The organism is Paucibacter hankyongi (assembly GCF_037482915.1).
Classification (GTDB): Bacteria; Pseudomonadota; Gammaproteobacteria; order Burkholderiales; family Burkholderiaceae_C; genus Paucibacter_A; species Paucibacter_A hankyongi.
Genome location: NZ_JBBHJX010000003.1, coordinates 428,720 through 445,758, shown reverse-complemented (window position 1 = coordinate 445,758; position 17,039 = coordinate 428,720). Strand labels below are relative to the sequence as shown.

Annotated in this window: 16 protein-coding genes; 13 read left to right on the top strand and 3 right to left on the bottom strand. The window is 61.9% G+C overall.

What is annotated here, in order from left to right; translation table 11 throughout:
- Window positions 1-3: 3 nt before the first annotated feature.
- Genes WG899_RS07935 through WG899_RS07925 form a run of 3 tightly spaced genes read right to left on the bottom strand, consistent with a single transcriptional unit; the run spans window position 4 to window position 4,255 of the window.
- Window positions 4-1,575, bottom strand: coding sequence for an NAD(P)H-hydrate dehydratase (locus tag WG899_RS07935; protein ID WP_339595082.1), 1,572 nt, complete (start codon window positions 1,573-1,575; stop codon window positions 4-6).
- 12 nt (window positions 1,576-1,587) lie between these two features.
- Window positions 1,588-2,892 carry an FAD-dependent oxidoreductase gene (locus WG899_RS07930; protein ID WP_339595081.1) on the bottom strand — a complete coding sequence of 435 codons (1,305 nt, stop codon included), beginning with the start codon at window positions 2,890-2,892 and terminating at the stop codon, window positions 1,588-1,590.
- A 4-nt stretch (window positions 2,893-2,896) separates the two neighbouring features.
- Complete coding sequence (locus tag WG899_RS07925; protein WP_339595080.1) at window positions 2,897-4,255, bottom strand: amidase; 1,359 nt, start codon at window positions 4,253-4,255, stop codon at window positions 2,897-2,899.
- 226 nt (window positions 4,256-4,481) lie between these two features.
- On the opposite strand from WG899_RS07925, the gene rpsB reads away from it, so the two are divergent.
- The 13 genes from rpsB (at window position 4,482) to lpxA (ending at window position 17,031) form a co-directional block, all read left to right on the top strand.
- Window positions 4,482-5,228, top strand: coding sequence for a 30S ribosomal protein S2 (gene rpsB, locus WG899_RS07920; protein ID WP_339595079.1), 747 nt, complete (start codon window positions 4,482-4,484; stop codon window positions 5,226-5,228).
- 119 nt (window positions 5,229-5,347) lie between these two features.
- Window positions 5,348-6,244, top strand: coding sequence for a translation elongation factor Ts (gene tsf / locus WG899_RS07915; RefSeq protein WP_339595078.1), 897 nt, complete (start codon window positions 5,348-5,350; stop codon window positions 6,242-6,244).
- Between the two features lie 129 nt (window positions 6,245-6,373).
- Entirely contained in the window at window positions 6,374-7,084 is a 711-nt protein-coding gene (gene pyrH, locus WG899_RS07910) for a UMP kinase (protein ID WP_339595077.1), read from the top strand.
- 46 nt (window positions 7,085-7,130) lie between these two features.
- Window positions 7,131-7,691, top strand: coding sequence for a ribosome recycling factor (gene frr, locus WG899_RS07905; protein WP_263537053.1), 561 nt, complete (start codon window positions 7,131-7,133; stop codon window positions 7,689-7,691).
- Window positions 7,692-7,725: 34 nt separating this feature from the next.
- Window positions 7,726-8,457 carry a polyprenyl diphosphate synthase gene (gene uppS, locus WG899_RS07900; protein ID WP_339595076.1) on the top strand — a complete coding sequence of 244 codons (732 nt, stop codon included), beginning with the start codon at window positions 7,726-7,728 and terminating at the stop codon, window positions 8,455-8,457.
- Between the two features lie 9 nt (window positions 8,458-8,466).
- Window positions 8,467-9,318: a phosphatidate cytidylyltransferase gene (locus WG899_RS07895; RefSeq protein WP_339595075.1), complete on the top strand. Its 852-nt coding sequence runs from the start codon at window positions 8,467-8,469 to the stop codon at window positions 9,316-9,318.
- Complete coding sequence (ispC, locus tag WG899_RS07890; protein ID WP_339595074.1) at window positions 9,315-10,514, top strand: 1-deoxy-D-xylulose-5-phosphate reductoisomerase; 1,200 nt, start codon at window positions 9,315-9,317, stop codon at window positions 10,512-10,514. Before WG899_RS07895 ends, ispC begins: the two co-directional genes overlap by 4 nt.
- Window positions 10,511-11,875: an RIP metalloprotease RseP gene (rseP, locus tag WG899_RS07885; protein WP_339595073.1), complete on the top strand. Its 1,365-nt coding sequence runs from the start codon at window positions 10,511-10,513 to the stop codon at window positions 11,873-11,875. Before ispC ends, rseP begins: the two co-directional genes overlap by 4 nt.
- A 40-nt stretch (window positions 11,876-11,915) precedes the next feature.
- A complete protein-coding gene (gene bamA, locus WG899_RS07880; protein WP_339595072.1) occupies window positions 11,916-14,192 on the top strand; it encodes an outer membrane protein assembly factor BamA in 2,277 nt (758 codons plus the stop codon).
- The gene (locus WG899_RS07875) at window positions 14,192-14,701 is read left to right on the top strand and encodes an OmpH/Skp family outer membrane protein (protein WP_339595071.1); all 510 of its coding nucleotides are present in this window, start codon (window positions 14,192-14,194) and stop codon (window positions 14,699-14,701) included. The genes bamA and WG899_RS07875 overlap by 1 nt, the downstream gene beginning before the upstream one ends.
- A 3-nt stretch (window positions 14,702-14,704) precedes the next feature.
- Window positions 14,705-15,772 (top strand): UDP-3-O-(3-hydroxymyristoyl)glucosamine N-acyltransferase, encoded by a 1,068-nt coding sequence (gene lpxD / locus WG899_RS07870; RefSeq protein ID WP_339595070.1) that lies wholly within the window; start codon window positions 14,705-14,707, stop codon window positions 15,770-15,772.
- Window positions 15,769-16,212: a 3-hydroxyacyl-ACP dehydratase FabZ gene (fabZ, locus tag WG899_RS07865; RefSeq protein WP_263537045.1), complete on the top strand. Its 444-nt coding sequence runs from the start codon at window positions 15,769-15,771 to the stop codon at window positions 16,210-16,212. Before lpxD ends, fabZ begins: the two co-directional genes overlap by 4 nt.
- A gap of 24 nt (window positions 16,213-16,236) precedes the next feature.
- Window positions 16,237-17,031, top strand: coding sequence for an acyl-ACP--UDP-N-acetylglucosamine O-acyltransferase (gene lpxA / locus WG899_RS07860; protein WP_339595069.1), 795 nt, complete (start codon window positions 16,237-16,239; stop codon window positions 17,029-17,031).
- Window positions 17,032-17,039: the final 8 nt, after the last annotated feature.

Sequence of the window (17,039 nt, the reverse complement as noted above, 5' to 3'; positions counted from 1 at the left end):
GGGTCAGTGATCCGGTTGATCTTGCGCGAGCGGGTGGAGTGCATGCATGCGCTCCACCAAATCGGCGGCACGCAAGGGGCCGGCCGATTGTCTCTCCGCGGCGCGACCGTGCCAAAAACAGGCGGCGCAGGCCAGCGCGTGAGGGTCTGCGTCCGGGTGTTGCGCCCAGAGGCCGCCCAGCCAACCGGCCAGCACATCGCCGCTGCCGGCGGTGGCCAGGGCTGCTGTGCCGCTGCTGTTGATGGCGGGCAACCGATCTGGGCTTGCAACGATGCTGCCCGAGCCTTTCAGAATCACGGTGCTGTTGAATTTTGCGGACAGCTGCTGTGCGGCCGCCAAACGATTCGCTTGAATCTCTGCTGTATCGCAAGCCAGCAAGCGGGCGGCTTCAAGCGGGTGTGGCGTCAAGGCAGTGGCCAGACCTCGTGACTGCCTTTTGCCGAGCAGGGTTTGCAGGGCGGCTGAGGCGGCGATCGCATTGAGTGCGTCTGCGTCCAGCACCAGTCTTTGGCCGTGCTCGAGCAGGGTGGGCAAGAGCTCGGCCACGCCGGGTCCGGCGCCGCAGCCGCAGACCAGTATCTTCTGGTGCCAATCTACGGGGTTGTTCAGCCGCTGTTGCGCATACCGCATCAATTCCGGGCGCTGGCTATCGGCCTCTGTCTCGGCGCCAGTATTCACTGCACCTTCTGCGTTTTTTGCATCTTCTGCGGCTTGACCCAACAGGCAAACATAGACACGCCCGGCGCCGGCGGCCAAGGCTGCGCGAGCGGCCAAGCGTGCCGCGCCGCGCATGCCGGCGGCGCCGCCCAGTACCAATACATCGCCCTGACTGCCCTTGTGCTTGGCATGGTTGTAGGGAGTGGCATTCGTCCCGAGTCGCATGGTTTGTGCCCCGAGCAGGGTGGCGTCGGCCTTGAGCGATGTGTGTACGGCCAAGTCATCAAACCAAATCTCGCCGCAATGGGGGCGCCCTAATGCCGTGAACAGGCCGGGCTTCAGCGTAAGCAGGCTCAGCGTGTGCCGTGCCTGTACCGCCAGGCTGCCACCCAGGGCTCCACTGTCGGCCAGCAGGCCGCTGGGCAGGTCGACGGCCAGCACCGGCGCAGATAAAGCATTCAACGCCGCTATGGCGACTTCGAAGGCCGGCGCCGGGGCTCGGTTCAGGCCAAGCCCGAGCAGCGCGTCAATGACCAGCTGCGTGCCGGTTGGCGGTTGTTCGAGTTCGGCGCTGATGCGGACGCCGGCCTGCTGGGCGGCGCACAGCGCGGCCTGGGCATCGTCTGGGAGTGGGTGATCGGGCCTATGCCCGACCAGGCTGACCCGTACTTGCTGGCCGTTAGCGTGGAGCAGGCGAGCGGCCACCAAGCCGTCGCCGCCGTTGTTGCCGGGGCCGCACACAATCCAGATCGGACCTTGCGCTGGCGCCAGCGCCAGACTCAGGCGTGCCACGCTAGTTCCCGCGCGTTCCATCAAAATGTGAGTGGGCAGTTCGGCCAATCCCGCCGCTTCGATGGCCCGGCTGCTGGCCGCCGAGTGCAGCGGCCAGTTGAATTCGGCGGGCAAAAGCTTGTTCATGCCCTCAGCTTGTCAGGCCAAACGTGCGATGTCCAGCCCTGTGGTGTCGGGGGCGTCGACGTCCGTCTTGCGCTTGCAGATTTGATCGGCCAGCACCCGAGCCGCGCCGCAGGCGAGTGGCCAATCCAGGCTGTTGGCCGAGCCTTGGGCCAGGTTCAGCCAGACGCCGGCCAGCCCACTGGCGCCGAGCAGCGGCAAGCCGTCGGGCAGCAGGGCCTGGCTGCCTTTCCAGCGCTGTTCTTGGCCGACCTGCATGGCGCCAGGGAACCAGTCGTGCAAGACCTGATGCAGCAGTGCCAGCGTGGCAGGTTTGAAGTGGGTGGCCGATGTGCCTGTCTCGATGCCGCCGGCGATGCGCACGCGCTGACCGATGCGGCTGATTGAAACCTGATGGCGCAGGTCCAGCAGGCCGGCTCTGGGGCCGAGGTCGGGGTGGGCCTCGAGTTGCCGCAGCGGCGCGGTGATGGAGTAGCCGTGCACCGTACTCAGTGCGGGCTTGAGGCCCAGCGGCTGCAGCAGGGCCAGAGCGCCGGCGCCGGCGCAAATCAGTACGGCGTCAAAGCTTTCCTGAACGGGGCCCAGCGGGGCGGGCTGCGTGTCTCCGGCGTCTTGCTTGTCGGGCCCGCGGGTTGCTGCGCCGAGGCCTTCCGGGGGTATGGTGTGTTCGTGGATCAGCGATGCCGGCTGGCCGGGGGTGATGCTGCGCACCGTGGTGTGAAAACGGAACTGCACGCCCAGGCGCTGCGCTTCGATGCGCATCAGATGGCTGAACTGACGGCAGTTGCCGACCTCGGCCTGGCTCAACTGGATGCCGCCGTGCAACGGGGTCTCCGGGTTCAGGCCGGGCTCAAGTGCCAGGCATTGTTCAGGGCTCAGGAATTGATGCGGCAGGCCCAGGCTTTGCATCAGGTCCAATTGCGCTTGAATGGCGCGTAACTCGCGCTCATGACGCAAGAGTAACAACTGACCCTCTGTGCGCTCATAGTCCAGTTGCAGGCGTTTGCGCAGTTCTTGCAGGCGTCCGTGGCTGTAGCTCGCCAACTGCAGCAGCAGGGCTTGGCGCGCGGCATGGTCTTTGCTGCGTTCGGCGCGCCAGCGGCGCCATTGCCAGCTTAGTGCGCCTGCGCCGGGGCGCGGAAAGCGGGCCGCCGCCCAGGGCAGGGCCAGGGCCGGTGCGGCGAAGCCGGTGTTGGCAAAGCTGCCTTCGGCAGCCACGCTGCTGCGTCGCTCGAAAACGGTGACTTGGTGACCGTCGTTAGCGCACTCGAAGGCGCTGGTGACGCCGGCAATTCCGGCGCCGATGATGGCGATGCGCATGCGCTCAGTGTCTCGTGTTCAAAAGTTGTTCAATTTGCAGCGCAAGGCTGAGCAAGGAGTCGTCACGGCCGGCGCTGTTCCACAGCATCAGGCCGACCGGCAATTCTCCCTCCTCGTGACAAGGCAGCGATATGGCGCAGCCATCCAGCAGGTTCACGACCGATGGGTTGCGCAGCAAAAGAGCGTTACTGGCAAAGAAGTGTTCGTCGCTGGCCAGCAGCGGGGCCAGCAAGGGGGCGACCATCGGCACGGTGGGGCTGATGACCGCATCAAAGCCGGCCAACTCGGTCTCCATGGCCTGTATCCATGAGTGGCGGGCCTTCAGCAGGTCAATATAGTCGGCCGCGCCAATGGCCTCGCCGCGCCGGATGCGCAGGCTGACGCGGGGGGCGTAGCGGCCGGCCAGTTCGGGCTGTTGCAGCAAGGCGCGGTGCCAGGCCCAGCTTTCGGCGGCCGCAAAGCCGCCCAGGGCTTGCAGTTCGGGCAGTCGATTCAGCGGGGTCGGGGCAATCTCTTCAATCGTGCAGCCTGCCGCGCGCAGGCGCTTTAGGCTGCGATCGAAGGCGGCGGCGACCGTGCCGTCCAAATCATCTTGAAACAGCGGCTTGACCAGGGCGAGTCGCTGCGCTTTCAAAGGGCGAGGATTGAGTTGAACGCGGCGAGCGGCCAGCACCTCGTGCAAGAGGATGGCGTCGCGCACCGAGTGGCTGATGGCGCAGACCGTGTCCAGCGAGGTGGACAGTGGAATACATCCTTGGGCAGGCGTCAGGCGGGCGGTGTTCTTGAAGCCCACCAGGCCTTGCAGGGCGGCCGGGATGCGGATCGAGCCGCCGGTGTCGGAGCCAAGTGCCGCCCAGGCGGCGCCACATGAGACGCTGACCGCGCCGCCCGAGCTGGAGCCGCCGGGGATGCGCTGTTGACCATCGATGGCTCGTGTGACCGGGTTGATCGGCGTGCCGTGGTGGGGGTTGATGCCCACGCCCGAAAAAGCGAACTCGCTCATATTGGTGTGGCCGGTGAGCACGGCGCCGGCCTGGCGCAACCGGGCCACGGCAGGGCAGTCGGCGTGGGCGGGTGCGGCCGTGCCGAGCACGGTGGACCCGGCCGTGCTGGGTGCGCCCGCCACATCAAACAAGTCCTTGATGCTGATGCCGAGGCCGCCGAGAGCGGGGCGTGGCACGCCGGTTTGCGCCATGGCGTCGATCGCTGCCGCGCTCGCCATGGCGCTCGCAGCGAACTCGCGCACATAGACATGGCGAGCGCTTTCCGAGCGAGCCTGCCGTTGGTTTTCTTGCGCGGCTTCGCCGGCGCTCAGGCGTCCCTCTTGCAGTCGCTCCAGGGCGCTGCTCAGGTCATTGATCATGAATCGTGTATACTCTTTGGGTTTTGCCGGACGGCTCTGAGCATTTTGCTCGGCGCGACTGGTGAAATTTTGAAATGTTTCGCAAGACTTTTGCGAACAAATCGCAAACCGGCCACTGAGAGGTGTTGCTGCTGTATTCGAGTTCAATCGCCAGCTTGGTGATTGAGCGTCACTGCGCAGAGCAATTCGGGTCGGATTTTAGACACAACCTTCGGAGTAAATGAATATGTCCGTCACTATGCGCGAGATGCTGGAAGCCGGCGTCCACTTTGGTCACCAAACCCGTTTTTGGCACCCCAAGATGGCCCCGTACATCTACGGCCACCGCAACAAGATCCACATCATCAACCTCGAGAAGACGCTGCCTGCGTTCGAAGAGGCGATGAAGTTCATTCGTCAGTTGTCGGCCAAGCGCGGCAACATCATGATGATCGGCACCAAGCGCCAAGCCCGTGAAGTGATCGCTCTGGAAGCCCAGCGTTGCGGCATGCCTTACGTCGACCAGCGTTGGTTGGGCGGCATGATGACCAACTTCAAGACGGTCAAGACTTCGCTGAAGAACCTGAAGGACATGCAAGCTCAAGTTGATGCCGGCACTCAGCCCGCCATCAAGAAAGAAGCTTTGATGTTCCAACGTGATCTGGCCAAGCTGGAAAAGAACATCGGCGGCATCCAGGACATGGGCGGCCTGCCTGACGCCATCTTCGTGATCGACGTGGGCTATCACAAGATCGCCATCGCCGAAGCCAAGAAGCTGGGCATCCCCGTCATTGGCGTGGTTGACACCAACCACTCGCCAATCGGCATCGACTACGTCATTCCTGGTAACGATGACTCGGCCAAGGCCGTGGCACTGTATGCCCGGGCCGTCGCTGACGCCGTGCTGGAAGGCCGCGCAAACGCCGGTAACGAAGTCGTGCAAGCCCAGGCTCCTGCCGGCGACGAGTTCGTTGAAGTGAGCGAAGGCGCCTGAATTTCAGCTGCCTAACAAAGGGGCTGATTCAGCCCCTTTTTTTCAAATTTTTTTGAGCAGTAGCGTGGATTCCTCGGAGTCTTCTACTGCTAAACCCTGATAAACACCGGAGATTCAAGATGGTTGCAATTACCGCAAGCATGGTGGCCGAACTGCGTGCCCGCACCGATGCCCCGATGATGGAATGCAAGAAGGCGCTGACCGAGGCCGGCGGCGACCTCGACCGTGGTGAAGAAATCCTGCGCGTCAAGCTGGGTAACAAGGCCGGCAAGGCTTCTTCGCGCGTGACCGCCGAAGGCGTAGTGGCTGCTGCCGTGGTCGGCACGACCGGCGCACTGCTGGAAGTCAACTGCGAAACCGACTTCGTCACCAAGAACGACGCTTTCTTGGCTTTCGCCAATGCTTGCGCTGCCTTGGCTGCTGAGCACGGCGTGGCCGATGTGGCCGCTCTGGGCAATCTGCCGCTGTCGCAAGAAGGCTTTGGCCCGACCGTGGAAGAAGTGCGTCGCGGCCTGGTCGGCAAGATCGGCGAAAACATGTCGCTGCGTCGCGTCAAGTTGTACAACAGCGGCGCCAAGCTGGCTTCTTATCTGCACGGCACCCGCATCGGCGTGATGGTGGAGTTCGACGGTGACGAAGTCGCCGCCAAGGACGTTGCCATGCACGTGGCTGCCATGAAGCCCGCCGCTCTGTCGTCGGCCGAAGTGTCGGCTGAGCTGGTTGAGAAAGAGCGCAAGATCGCTGCTGAGAAGGCTGCCGAGTCTGGCAAGCCTGCCGACATCGTCGCCAAGATGGTTGAAGGCTCGGTGCAGAAGTTCCTGAAGGAAGTTTCGCTGCTGGACCAGGTCTTCGTGAAGGCTGCTGACGGCAAGCAAACCGTCGCTGCCATGCTGAAGGACAAGGCCACCAACGTGAAGAGCTTCACGCTGTACGTGGTCGGTGAAGGCATCGAGAAGAAGGTGGATGACTTCGCAGCCGAAGTGGCCGCGCAAGTGGCCGCCGCCAAGGGCCAATAAGCCCTGAAGCAAAAAAGGGCGCCGATGGCGCCCTTTACACTTGTGCCGCTGCTGATGGTCTGCTCACGAGGCGGGCCCCTCAGCGGCACAGGTCAAAACACCGCAGCAACACAGCATCAAGAGGTCCCTATGCCCGCCCATAAACGCATTCTGCTCAAGCTCTCCGGCGAAGCCCTGATGGGTGACGACGCCTTCGGTATCAATCGCGCCACCATCGTGCGCATGGTCCAAGAAATCCGGGAAGTGACGCAAACAGGCGTTGAGGTGGCTGTCGTGATCGGCGGCGGAAATATTTTCCGCGGCGTTGCCGGTGGTTCGGTCGGCATGGACCGGGCCACCGCTGACTATATGGGCATGCTGGCCACGGTGATGAATTCGCTCGCCCTGGCCGACACCATGCGCCAGGAGGGCATTGTGGCCCGGGTGATGTCGGCCATCGGCATCGAGCAAGTGGTGGAGCCCTATGTGCGCCCCAAGGCCTTGCAGTATCTGGAAGAAGGTAAGGTCGTGGTGTTCGCAGCCGGCACCGGCAACCCCTTCTTCACGACCGATACCGCGGCCGCTCTGCGCGGCGCCGAAATCGGTGCTGAGATCGTTTTGAAGGCCACCAAGGTCGATGGTGTGTACACCGCCGACCCCAAGAAAGACCCTAGCGCCACGCGTTACTCGCGCATCAGCTTCGATGAAGCGATCACCAAGAATTTGCAGGTCTTGGACGCCACCGCCTTTGCGCTGTGCCGTGACCAGAAACTGCCGATCCGCGTGTTCAGCATCCTCAAGCCAGGAGCCCTCAAGCGCGTGGTGATGGGCGAAGATGAAGGAACGCTGGTCCACGTTTGAGTGGCCTCATGCGTTAAGGTGAATCAGGTTATCAAGGTTTAGAAACATGAGCATTGCAGACATCAAGCAGAACGCCGAAACCAAGATGGCGAAATCGGTTGAGGCCCTGAAAAACGAATTGCACAAGATCCGCACTGGGCGCGCTCACCCGGGCATTCTTGATCAGGTCAGCGTCGACTACTACGGCTCCATGGTGCCGATCTCCCAGGTCGCCAACGTGACCTTGCTGGATGCCCGCACCATCAGCGTGCAGCCTTGGGAAAAAGGCATGGGCGCCAAGATCGAAAAGGCAATCCGCGAGTCGGATCTGGGCCTGAACCCGGCCTCGCAAGGTGAGTTGATTCGCGTGCCAATGCCTCCGCTGAACGAAGAGCGTCGCCGTGACCTGACCAAGGTGGTGCGCAATGCCGGTGAAGACGCCAAGGTTGCGGTGCGCAATCTGCGTCGCGAAGCGAACGAGCAGGCCAAGAAGTTGACCAAGGACAAGCTGATCAGCGAAGACGACGAGCGCCGCAGCCTCGACGAAGCGCAAAAGCTGACCGACCGTACCATTGCCGAGATCGACCGTCTGATCTCCGCCAAAGAAGCCGAAATTCTGGCCGTTTAAGCGCTGACGCGCCGAGCACGAGAGACAAGACGCAGTGAGCAATGACAGCAACAAAATCGTGCCGCGCCATGTGGCCATCGTCATGGATGGCAATGGTCGGTGGGCCAAGAAACGCTTCTTGCCGCGCTTCTTCGGCCACAAGCAGGGCGTGGACACCTTGGTCAAGGTGGTGCAGGCCTGCATCGATCGCGATATCGAGCACCTGACGGTTTACGCCTTCTCGTCCGAGAACTGGAAGCGTCCGAGTGATGAGGTGTCGGGCCTGATGGGCTTGGTGCTGGCGGCGGTCTCTCGCTACCTCGCGCGCATGGGCTCCATGGGCGTGCGCATCCGCATCATTGGCGACCGCGAAGCCGTTTCGGCCAAGCTGCGCAATGCCTGGAACGAAGCCGAGTCCGCCACGGCGCACAACAGCAAGCTGACCTTGTCGGTGGCCTTCAATTACGGCGGCCGTTGGGACATCGTGCAGGCCTGCAAGTCCGCCATACAGGCGGGCGTGCAGCCGCAAGACTTGACCGAAGCCAAGCTGTCCGAGTTCATGGCCATGAACTACGCGCCGGATCCGGATCTTTTCATCCGCACCGGCGGCGAGGTTCGCATCAGCAACTTCTTGCTCTGGCAGGTGGCCTACACCGAGTTCGTGTTTTCTGACTGTCTCTGGCCTGATTTTGGCGAGGCGCAGTTGGACGCGGCGATTGAGGCTTTCCGCGAGCGTGACCGTCGTTTTGGTGGTGTCAAAGAGGCGCCGGCTGCGGCCGAGACCTGAGCACGAACCATGCTGAAAACGCGCGTCATCACCGCAGTGCTCTTGCTCTTGGCATTGTTGCCTACCTTGTTGGCGGGCACGGCTTTGCCATTTGCCCTCTTGACCCTGTTGATGATTGCTGCCGCGGGATGGGAGTGGTCGCGGCTGAACGGCGTGGTGGGTCCATCGGCCTTGGTCTTTGGCGCAGTCACCGGTGCTTTGGCCTGGGGCTTGCATCTGCTCGTCGGCTGGGATGCTGCGCCGCCTTGGTGCTGGTTCATGGCCTCGCTGCTCTGGGTGCTGGGTGGTAGCTATGCGCTGCGCGGCGGGCCTGAGCAATGGCCTCACGCCACCAAGACGGCGCGCATGGTGCTGGGCATGGTGGCCTTGATCGCCGCCTGGCTGGCCATGGTGGAAGCCAAAAGCACCGGCATCAATTTCTTGCTGTCGATTTTTTGCCTGGTCTGGGTGGCTGACACTGCCGCCTACTTTGGTGGCCGTGCTTTCGGCCGTCGCAAATTGGCCAAATCCATCAGTCCAGGTAAGAGCTGGGAAGGCGTGTGGTCCGGCATGCTCGGTGTGATTGCGCTGGCTTTCTTCTGGACCTACTACATCGATGTTCAGTTCGCGGTGGATTCGCCCAGCCTGTACCAAATTCTGCTGCAGCGCAACGCCCTGCCATGGGGCCTGTTGGCCTTGGTCTTTTTGGCCAGCATGAGCGTCGTTGGCGATTTGTTTGAATCCCTGATCAAGCGCGCCGCTGGCGCCAAGGACAGCAGTCAATTGCTGCCCGGCCATGGTGGTGTCTTGGACCGTGTGGATGCCTTGTTGCCGGTCTTTCCGCTGGCCATGGCCTTGAGTTCTCTGAGCCCTCTCCAATGACTAGTTACTCCCGTCCTCAGCGCATCACGGTGCTGGGCTCCACCGGCTCCATCGGCGTCAACACGCTGGACGTGTTGTCCCGCCACCCGGAGCGTTACGAGGTCTTCGCCCTCACGGCGATGAGTCGAGTGGATGCCTTGCTGGCGCAATGCTTGACTTGGAAACCACGCTTTGCCGTGCTGCCGGATGCAGCGCTGGCCCAGCAGCTGCGCACCTTGCTGCGCGAGCAGGGCAGCAAGACTGAGGTCTTGAACGGCATGGACAGCCTCTCGGCAGTGTCGGCCCACGAAGACGTCGATATGGTGATGGCCGCCATCGTCGGCGCCGCTGGTCTGGCGCCCTGCCTAGCCGCTGCGCGCGCTGGCAAGCGACTGCTGCTGGCAAACAAAGAAGCCATCGTCGTCGGTGGCGCCTTGTTCATGCAGGCGGTGGAGCAGGGCGGTGCGACCTTGCTGCCCATCGACAGCGAGCATTCGGCCATCTTTCAATGCCTGCCCGAGGACCGCAAGACCTGGGCGCAGCGCATCGATCACATCGTGTTGACGGCGTCTGGCGGCCCCTTCAGACAACGTGACCCCGCCACGTTGGCCGAGGTCACGCCCGAGCAAGCCTGTGCGCATCCGAACTGGGTGATGGGCCGCAAGATCTCGGTGGATTCAGCCACCATGATGAACAAGGCCTTGGAGGTGATCGAGGCGCGCTGGTTGTTCAATCTGACGCCGGAGCAAATCAAGGTCATCATTCATCCGCAAAGCATCATCCATTCGATGGTGGTGTGCCGTGACAACTCGGTGCTAGCCCAGTTGGGCACGCCCGATATGCGGGTGCCGATTGCTTACGGCCTGTCTTTCCCCGAGCGCATCGAGGCAGGAGCCAGCCGGCTTGATCTCTTGACCGGCCCGTCGCTCGCTTTTGAAGAAGCCGACGAAGCACGGTTCCCGGGCCTGTATCTGTCGTGGCAGGCTTTGCGGGGGCCTGAGGGGGCCACCGCAGTGCTGAACGCGGCCAATGAAGAAGCGGTCGAGGCTTTCCTCGCGCGCCGCTTGCGCTTTGATCAAATCCACCGCGTCAACAGCCAAAGCTTGATCAATCTGCAGCCTGAGCGCGGCGAATGCAGCAGCGTCGAAGGACTCTTGGGTCTCGACGCTCGTGCCCGGCGTTATGCCCGTGACTTGATTGCCGGAATGGCTGCATGACCACGCTGCTGGCTTTCCTGCTGACCCTGGGTGTCTTGGTGGCCGTGCACGAGTACGGCCATTACCGAGTAGCCCGAGCCTGCGGCGTGAAAGTGCTGCGCTTCTCGGTCGGCTTTGGCAAGGTGATTTGGCGTCGCCAAAATGGGCCGGACGCCACCGAGTTCACGCTGTGTGCCTTGCCACTGGGTGGCTATGTGCGGATGCTGGACGAGCGCGAAGGGCCGGTTGCCCCTGAGTTGCGCGATCAAGCTTTTAACAATCGTCCACTGCGTCAACGTGTCGCCGTCGTAGCCGCTGGGCCTTTGGCCAATCTTTTGCTCGCGGTGCTTTTGTTTGCCGCCGCGATGTGGGTGGGGACGCAGGAGCCGAAGGCGGTGCTGGGCACGCCCACGGCGCAGTCCTTGGCTGCCCGCGCTGGCCTGCAGGCTGGTGATTTGGTACGAGCAACATCCGCAGATGGTCAGAGCTGGCGGGAGATTCAGTCCTATTCGGAACTGCTGTCGCGTGCGTCCGAAGCTATTGCGAAGGGCGAGCCCTTGCATCTGGATGTGGGTGGGCGCAATGGCCAGGGTCATCGCAGCTTGATGCTTGAAACCGACCGCATGGGCGCGCATGAGTTTGATGCGTCTACCGTGCGCAAGCTGGGCTTTTCACCCTTGGGCGAGGCCGTGCTTGGCAAGGTCTCTCCGGGAGGCGCGGCCGATTTGGCTGGACTGCAGGCCGGTGACCGGGTCTTGGCGGTTGATGGGCTTGCGGTTGCAGACGCCTCCGGCTTGCGTGAGTTGATTCGTCAGTCCTTGCGCGATGGGCAGGCTCAGGCTTCGGTTTGGCGGATCGAGCGTGCCGGTCGTGCGCTTGAGATTGAGGTTACGCCTAAGCGGGTGGATGAGGGCGGCAAGCCAATCGGCCGTATTGAAGCCATGGTGGGCGGTGCGCCGGAAATGGTCAAAGTCAGCCGGGGCTTTTTTGAAGGGCTGTTGGGCGGGGCGCAGCGCACCTGGGATGTGTCCAGCATGACGCTGAAGGTCTTTGGCCGCATGCTGGTGGGCGAAGCGTCGCTGAAGAATTTGAGCGGCCCGCTGACCATTGCCGACTATGCCGGACAGTCGGCCCGCTCGGGCCTGTCGCAGTACCTGAGCTTTCTCGCGCTGGTCAGTGTGAGCCTGGGTGTACTCAATCTGCTGCCGCTGCCGATGCTCGATGGCGGGCACCTGATGTATTATCTTTTCGAGGGTTTGAGCGGCCGCCCCGTATCGGAGTGGTGGCAAACGCAGCTGCAGCGCGCAGGTGCGTTGATCCTGATGCTGATGATGGTCCTCGCCCTTTCCAACGACGTGGCCCGCTTGACGGGCCTGCATTGACTCTATCTGCATGTCCTCATCTCTAAGAATGGGCGCGCGTATGCGCCCCACAGCCCTGACCTTGGCCCTGGTGGCCGCCCTGCAGTCAGGCGCCGCCTGGGCGGTGGATCCCTTTGTGTTGAAAGACATCCGCGTCGAGGGCCTGAAGCGCACGGACCCCGGCACCGTCTTTGCGTCGCTGCCATTCCGTATCGGCGACAACTACAACGATGACAAGGGTGCCGCAGCGATTCGCGCGCTGTTCGCCACCGGCCTGTTCAAGGATGTGCGCATCAGCGTCGACGGCGGCGCCGTGGTCGTGATGATCGAAGAGCGGCCCATCATTGCCAACGTCAGCTTCGTTGGCTTGAAGGAGTTCGACACCGAGGCCTTGACCAAGTCGCTGAAGGAAGTCGGCATTGGCGAAGGCAAGCCCTTCGACAAGGCTTTGGCCGACCGCGCCGAGCAAGAATTGAAACGCCAGTACCTGACGCGCAGCCTTTACGGCGCCGAGGTCACCACCACGATCACGCCGCTGGAGCGCAACCGCGTCAACGTCAGCTTCACGGTCAGTGAAGGTGAGCCCGCCAAGATCGGTGAAATCCGCATCCAGGGCAGTTCGGTGTTTTCAGAAAGCACCCTGGTCGGCCTGTTGGAGCAAACCAGCAGTGGCTGGCTGACCTGGTACACCAAGACCGACCGCTATTCACGCGCCAAGCTGAATGCCGATCTGGAAACGCTGCGCTCTTACTACCTGAATCGGGGTTATCTGGAGTTTGCCGTTACTTCGACGCAAGTGACGATCTCGCCCGATAAGCAAAGCATCAATATCGCCATCACCGTCAATGAAGGCCAGCAATACACGGTCACTGGCGTCAAGCTGGAAGGCGAGTTCCTGGGTCGAGATGAGGACTTTAAACGCTTGATCGTGTTGAAGCCCGGCCAGCCCTATCAAGGCGAAGCGGTGGCCCAAACCACGCGCGGCTTCTCCGATCTGTACGGTACCTTTGGCTATGCCTTTGCGCGTGTCGATTCGCGTCCCGAAATCGATCGTGCCACTGGCCAGGTTGTGGTGACCTTCACCGGTGAGCCGCAACGCCGCGTCTATGTGCGCAAGGTGATCGTGTCCGGCAATACACGTACCCGTGACGAAGTGATCCGACGCGAGTTCCGCCAGTTCGAATCGGCCTGGTACGACGGCCAGAAGATCAAGGCATCGCGTGATCGCGTCGAACGTCTGGGTTACTTCAAGGAAGTCACCATCGACACCAGCGAGGTTCCCGGCGCACAGGATCAAGTCGATGTGGTGCTGAATGTGGTGGAGCGCCCGACCGGCAATATCCAGGTCGGCGCAGGCTACTCCAGCCAGCAAAAGCTCTCCTTTACCGGCGCGATTCGGCAAGACAACGTTTTTGGTTCGGGCAACTATCTGGGCGTGGAAGTCTCCACCGCCTCGACCGGCCGCACGCTGGTGCTGAGCACGGTGGACCCGTACTTCACCGTCGACGGCGTGTCGCGTGCCCTCGATGTGTTCTACCGGACGCAAAAGCCGTATAACAATTTGGGCGAGCAGTTTGAGTTGGTGACCCAGGGTGGCTCGATTCGATTCGGCGTGCCCTTCTCGGAACTCGACACGGTGTTCTTTGGCCTCGGCTATGAGCGCACCAAGATGACCACCTCGGCCGGTTTGCCGAACAGCTACCTGTTGTACGGCCGCTTGTTTGGACAGGACAGCGTGTCCTATCCCTTCACCATTGGCTGGCAGCGAGACAACCGCGACAGCGTGATTTCCCCGACCGCCGGTAAGTACCAGCGCGTCAATATGGAGACCAGCGGCTTGGGTGATGCCCGGTATGCGCGACTGAATATGCAATACCAGCAGTTCATTCCGGTCACCAACAAGATCACGGTCGGCGTGAACGGTGAGTTGGGCTGGGGCGTGGGCTTGGGCAACAAGCCCTATCCCATCTTCAAGAACTTCTATGCCGGCGGCTTGGGTTCGGTGCGCGTGTTTGAGGCCGGCTCGCTGGGCCCGGTTGACGTGACCGGTACCCGTATCGGTGGCAATCGTCGTGTCAACTTGAATGCCGAGTTGTACCTGCCGGTGCCCGGCAGTGGCAATGACAAGACTTTCCGGATTTACACTTTCATTGATGCGGGCAATGTGTGGGGCCCGAATGAAAAGGTCGACTTTGACACGGTGCGCTCCTCGGTGGGTATCGGTCTGAGTTGGATCTCGCCGATGGGCCCGCTGCGCCTCAGCTACGGCAAGCCCTTGCGCAAGAAACCCACAGATAGAATAGAACCATTCCAATTCCAGATCGGGAACGCATTCTGATGAAGAGCAAGCTGTTGAATTCGGTGGCCTTGGCCGCCCTCATGTCTGTGTCGGCACTGGGCGTGCAGGCGCAAGATATCAAGATCGGCTATGTCAACAGTGAGCGGGTGCTGCGTGAGGCCAATCTGGCCAAGACGGCTCAGCTGAAGTTGGAGGCCGAGTTTGGCAAGCGCGAGAAGGACCTGAAGGATCAGGAAAACAAGCTGCGCCAGTCGGCCGAAAAGCTGGAAAAGGATGCACCGACCTTGGCCGAAGCCGAACGTAATCGCCGTCAGCGTGATCTGGTCGAAGTGGACCGTGACCTGCAGCGCAAGCGCCGCGAGTGGCAAGAAGACCTGAACCAGCGCAAGAACGAAGAGCTGGGCGCGGTGGTTGAGCGTGCCAATCGCGTCATCAAGCAGATCTTCGAAGCCGAAAAATACGACCTGATCGTGCAGGACGCGTTGAATGTCAGCGCCCGCGTCGACATCACCAAGAAAGTGATCGACACGCTGAACGCCCAGAAGTGATCGGTGGTTGCCGTCACACTGGCTGAAGTTATCGCCGCCTTGGGCGGCGATCTTCATGGTGCAGCCGAAACTGTAGGGCAGTTAGCGATCGAGCGGATAGGCCCGTTGGAAGGGGCCACGCCGGCGACTTTGAGCTTTCTGGCCAACCCGCGTTACCAAGCGCAACTGGCCACGACTGCGGCGGCCTGTGTGATCGTGGCTCCGGCATTTGCCGAAGCGGCCGCTGCACGCGGAGCAGCGATCGTCACGCCCGACCCCTATCTTTACTTTGCACGGCTGACCCAGTGGTGGGCGGCGCGCGTTCGACCGGTGGCCGAGGCTCGCATCCATCCGAGTGCGGTGATCGATCCGAGCGCTCGCCTGGGGCAGGGGGTCGATGTTGGCGCCTTGGCGGTGATCGAAGCCGACGCCAGCATCGGTGATGGCGCCCGCATCGGCGCGCATTGCGTGGTCGGCCGTGGCGCCAGCGTCGGGGCCGGTACGCGACTGGCTGCGCGTGTCACGCTCGGTTTTGATTGCCGCATCGGTGAACGCTGCATCGTTCATAGCGGCGTCGTGATCGGCGCCGATGGCTTCGGTTTTGCCCCGAGCGCCGGGCGCTGGGAAAAAATCGAGCAACTCGGTGCAGTGCGTATTGGCGATGATGTCGAAATTGGTGCCAACACCTGTATCGACCGCGGTGCGCTGGATGACACGGTGCTCGAAGACGGTGTCAAACTCGATAACCTGATTCAGATTGCCCATAACGTGCATATCGGTCGGCATACGGCGATTGCCGGTTGCACGGCGATTGCAGGCAGTACGCGAATCGGTGCGCATTGCACGATTGCCGGAGCTGCCAATATCGTTGGGCATTTGACGATTGCCGATCATGTCAATGTGTCGGCCGCGACTCTGATCAGTCGCAGCATTCATAAGCCGGGCCTGTACAGCGGCGTTTTTCCCTTCGACGACAATGCGAGTTGGGAAAAGAACGCTGCCACCCTGCGAAACCTGCATGCCTTGCGCCAGCGTGTGCAGGCCGTTGAAAAAGCGCTTGAAAAGTCGCTAGAAAAGAAGAATTCATCATGATGGACATTCACCAGATTCTCAAGAAGTTGCCCCACCGCTATCCCATCCTCTTGGTGGATCGGGTGCTTGAGATTGAAAAAGGCAAACGCATCCTGGCCTTGAAAAATGTCAGCATCAACGAGCCGTTTTTTCTCGGCCATTTCCCGCATCGTCCGGTGATGCCGGGCGTGTTGATGCTGGAAGCGATGGCGCAGGCGGCGACCTTGTTGGCGCTGGAAAGCTCGGACATCGTCTTGGACGACAGCACCGTGGTCTATTTCGCCGGCATTGATAACGCCCGTTTCAAGCGGCCCGTGGAGCCCGGCGACCAGATCTTGTTGGACGTGACCCTGGACCGCGCCAAGGCCGGCATCTTCAAGTTCTCAGGCAAGGTGATGGTTGGTGACCAGTTGGCCGCCGAGGCACAACTGCTGTGCACTATGCGCCGCATCGACGGTTGATCCATCGACTCCTAGGCCTACAGCATGACGATGATTCACCCCAGCGCGATCGTCGACCCTGCGGCCGAGCTTGACGGCTCGGTCAGCGTGGGCGCCTTCAGCCTGATTGGCCCGCATGTGCGTATTGGCGCCGGCACCAGTATCGGTTCGCATTGCGTGATCGAGGGCCACACCACCATCGGTCGGGACAACAAGATTTTCCAGTTCAACTCGATCGGCGCCGCACCGCAGGACATGAAGTACGCGGGCGAGCCGACCCGTCTCGTGATCGGTGACCGCAACACCATCCGCGAGTACTGCACCTTCAATACGGGGACGGTGCAGGACAAGGGTGTGACCGAGCTGGGCGACGACAACTGGATCATGGCCTATGTGCACTTGGCGCATGATGTGCTGCTGGGCAATCACAATGTGCTGGCCAATGGGGTGACCTTGGCTGGCCATGTGGAGATTGGCGATTGGGTGACCGTCGGTGGTTTGACGGGCATGCTGCAGCGCATGCGTGTCGGCTCGCATGCCATGATTGGTTTCCAGGCCCATGTGGCCCAGGACGTGCCACCCTATATGACCGTGGATGGCAACCCGCTGACGGCGCGTGCAGTCAATCAGGTGGGCTTGCGTCGGCGTGGCTTTTCGGCCGAGCGAATCGGCGTGATCAAGCAGATGCACAAGCTGTTGTACCGCTCGGCGCTGACCTTGCAGCAGGCGCAAGACGCCATGGCTGAGTTGCGCGGCGGGAATGCCGAGGCCGAGGCGAATGCCGACATTGATTTGATGTTGACCTTCCTGGCCGCCGCCTCGCGCGGCATCGTGCGCTGACTTGAATA

Excerpts from the sequence above, each read along its gene's own strand:
- WG899_RS07935 (WP_339595082.1), bottom strand. The coding sequence starts at position 1,575 with ATGAACAAGCTTTTGCCCGCCGAATTCAACTGGCCGCTGCACTCGGCG.
- WG899_RS07930 (WP_339595081.1), bottom strand. The coding sequence starts at position 2,892 with ATGCGCATCGCCATCATCGGCGCCGGAATTGCCGGCGTCACCAGCGCC.
- WG899_RS07925 (WP_339595080.1), bottom strand. The coding sequence starts at position 4,255 with ATGATCAATGACCTGAGCAGCGCCCTGGAGCGACTGCAAGAGGGACGC.
- rpsB (WP_339595079.1), top strand. The coding sequence starts at position 4,482 with ATGTCCGTCACTATGCGCGAGATGCTGGAAGCCGGCGTCCACTTTGGT.
- tsf (WP_339595078.1), top strand. The coding sequence starts at position 5,348 with ATGGTTGCAATTACCGCAAGCATGGTGGCCGAACTGCGTGCCCGCACC.
- pyrH (WP_339595077.1), top strand. The coding sequence starts at position 6,374 with ATGCCCGCCCATAAACGCATTCTGCTCAAGCTCTCCGGCGAAGCCCTG.
- frr (WP_263537053.1), top strand. The coding sequence starts at position 7,131 with ATGAGCATTGCAGACATCAAGCAGAACGCCGAAACCAAGATGGCGAAA.
- WG899_RS07895 (WP_339595075.1), top strand. The coding sequence starts at position 8,467 with ATGCTGAAAACGCGCGTCATCACCGCAGTGCTCTTGCTCTTGGCATTG.
- ispC (WP_339595074.1), top strand. The coding sequence starts at position 9,315 with ATGACTAGTTACTCCCGTCCTCAGCGCATCACGGTGCTGGGCTCCACC.
- rseP (WP_339595073.1), top strand. The coding sequence starts at position 10,511 with ATGACCACGCTGCTGGCTTTCCTGCTGACCCTGGGTGTCTTGGTGGCC.
- bamA (WP_339595072.1), top strand. The coding sequence starts at position 11,916 with ATGCGCCCCACAGCCCTGACCTTGGCCCTGGTGGCCGCCCTGCAGTCA.
- WG899_RS07875 (WP_339595071.1), top strand. The coding sequence starts at position 14,192 with ATGAAGAGCAAGCTGTTGAATTCGGTGGCCTTGGCCGCCCTCATGTCT.
- fabZ (WP_263537045.1), top strand. The coding sequence starts at position 15,769 with ATGATGGACATTCACCAGATTCTCAAGAAGTTGCCCCACCGCTATCCC.
- lpxA (WP_339595069.1), top strand. The coding sequence starts at position 16,237 with ATGACGATGATTCACCCCAGCGCGATCGTCGACCCTGCGGCCGAGCTT.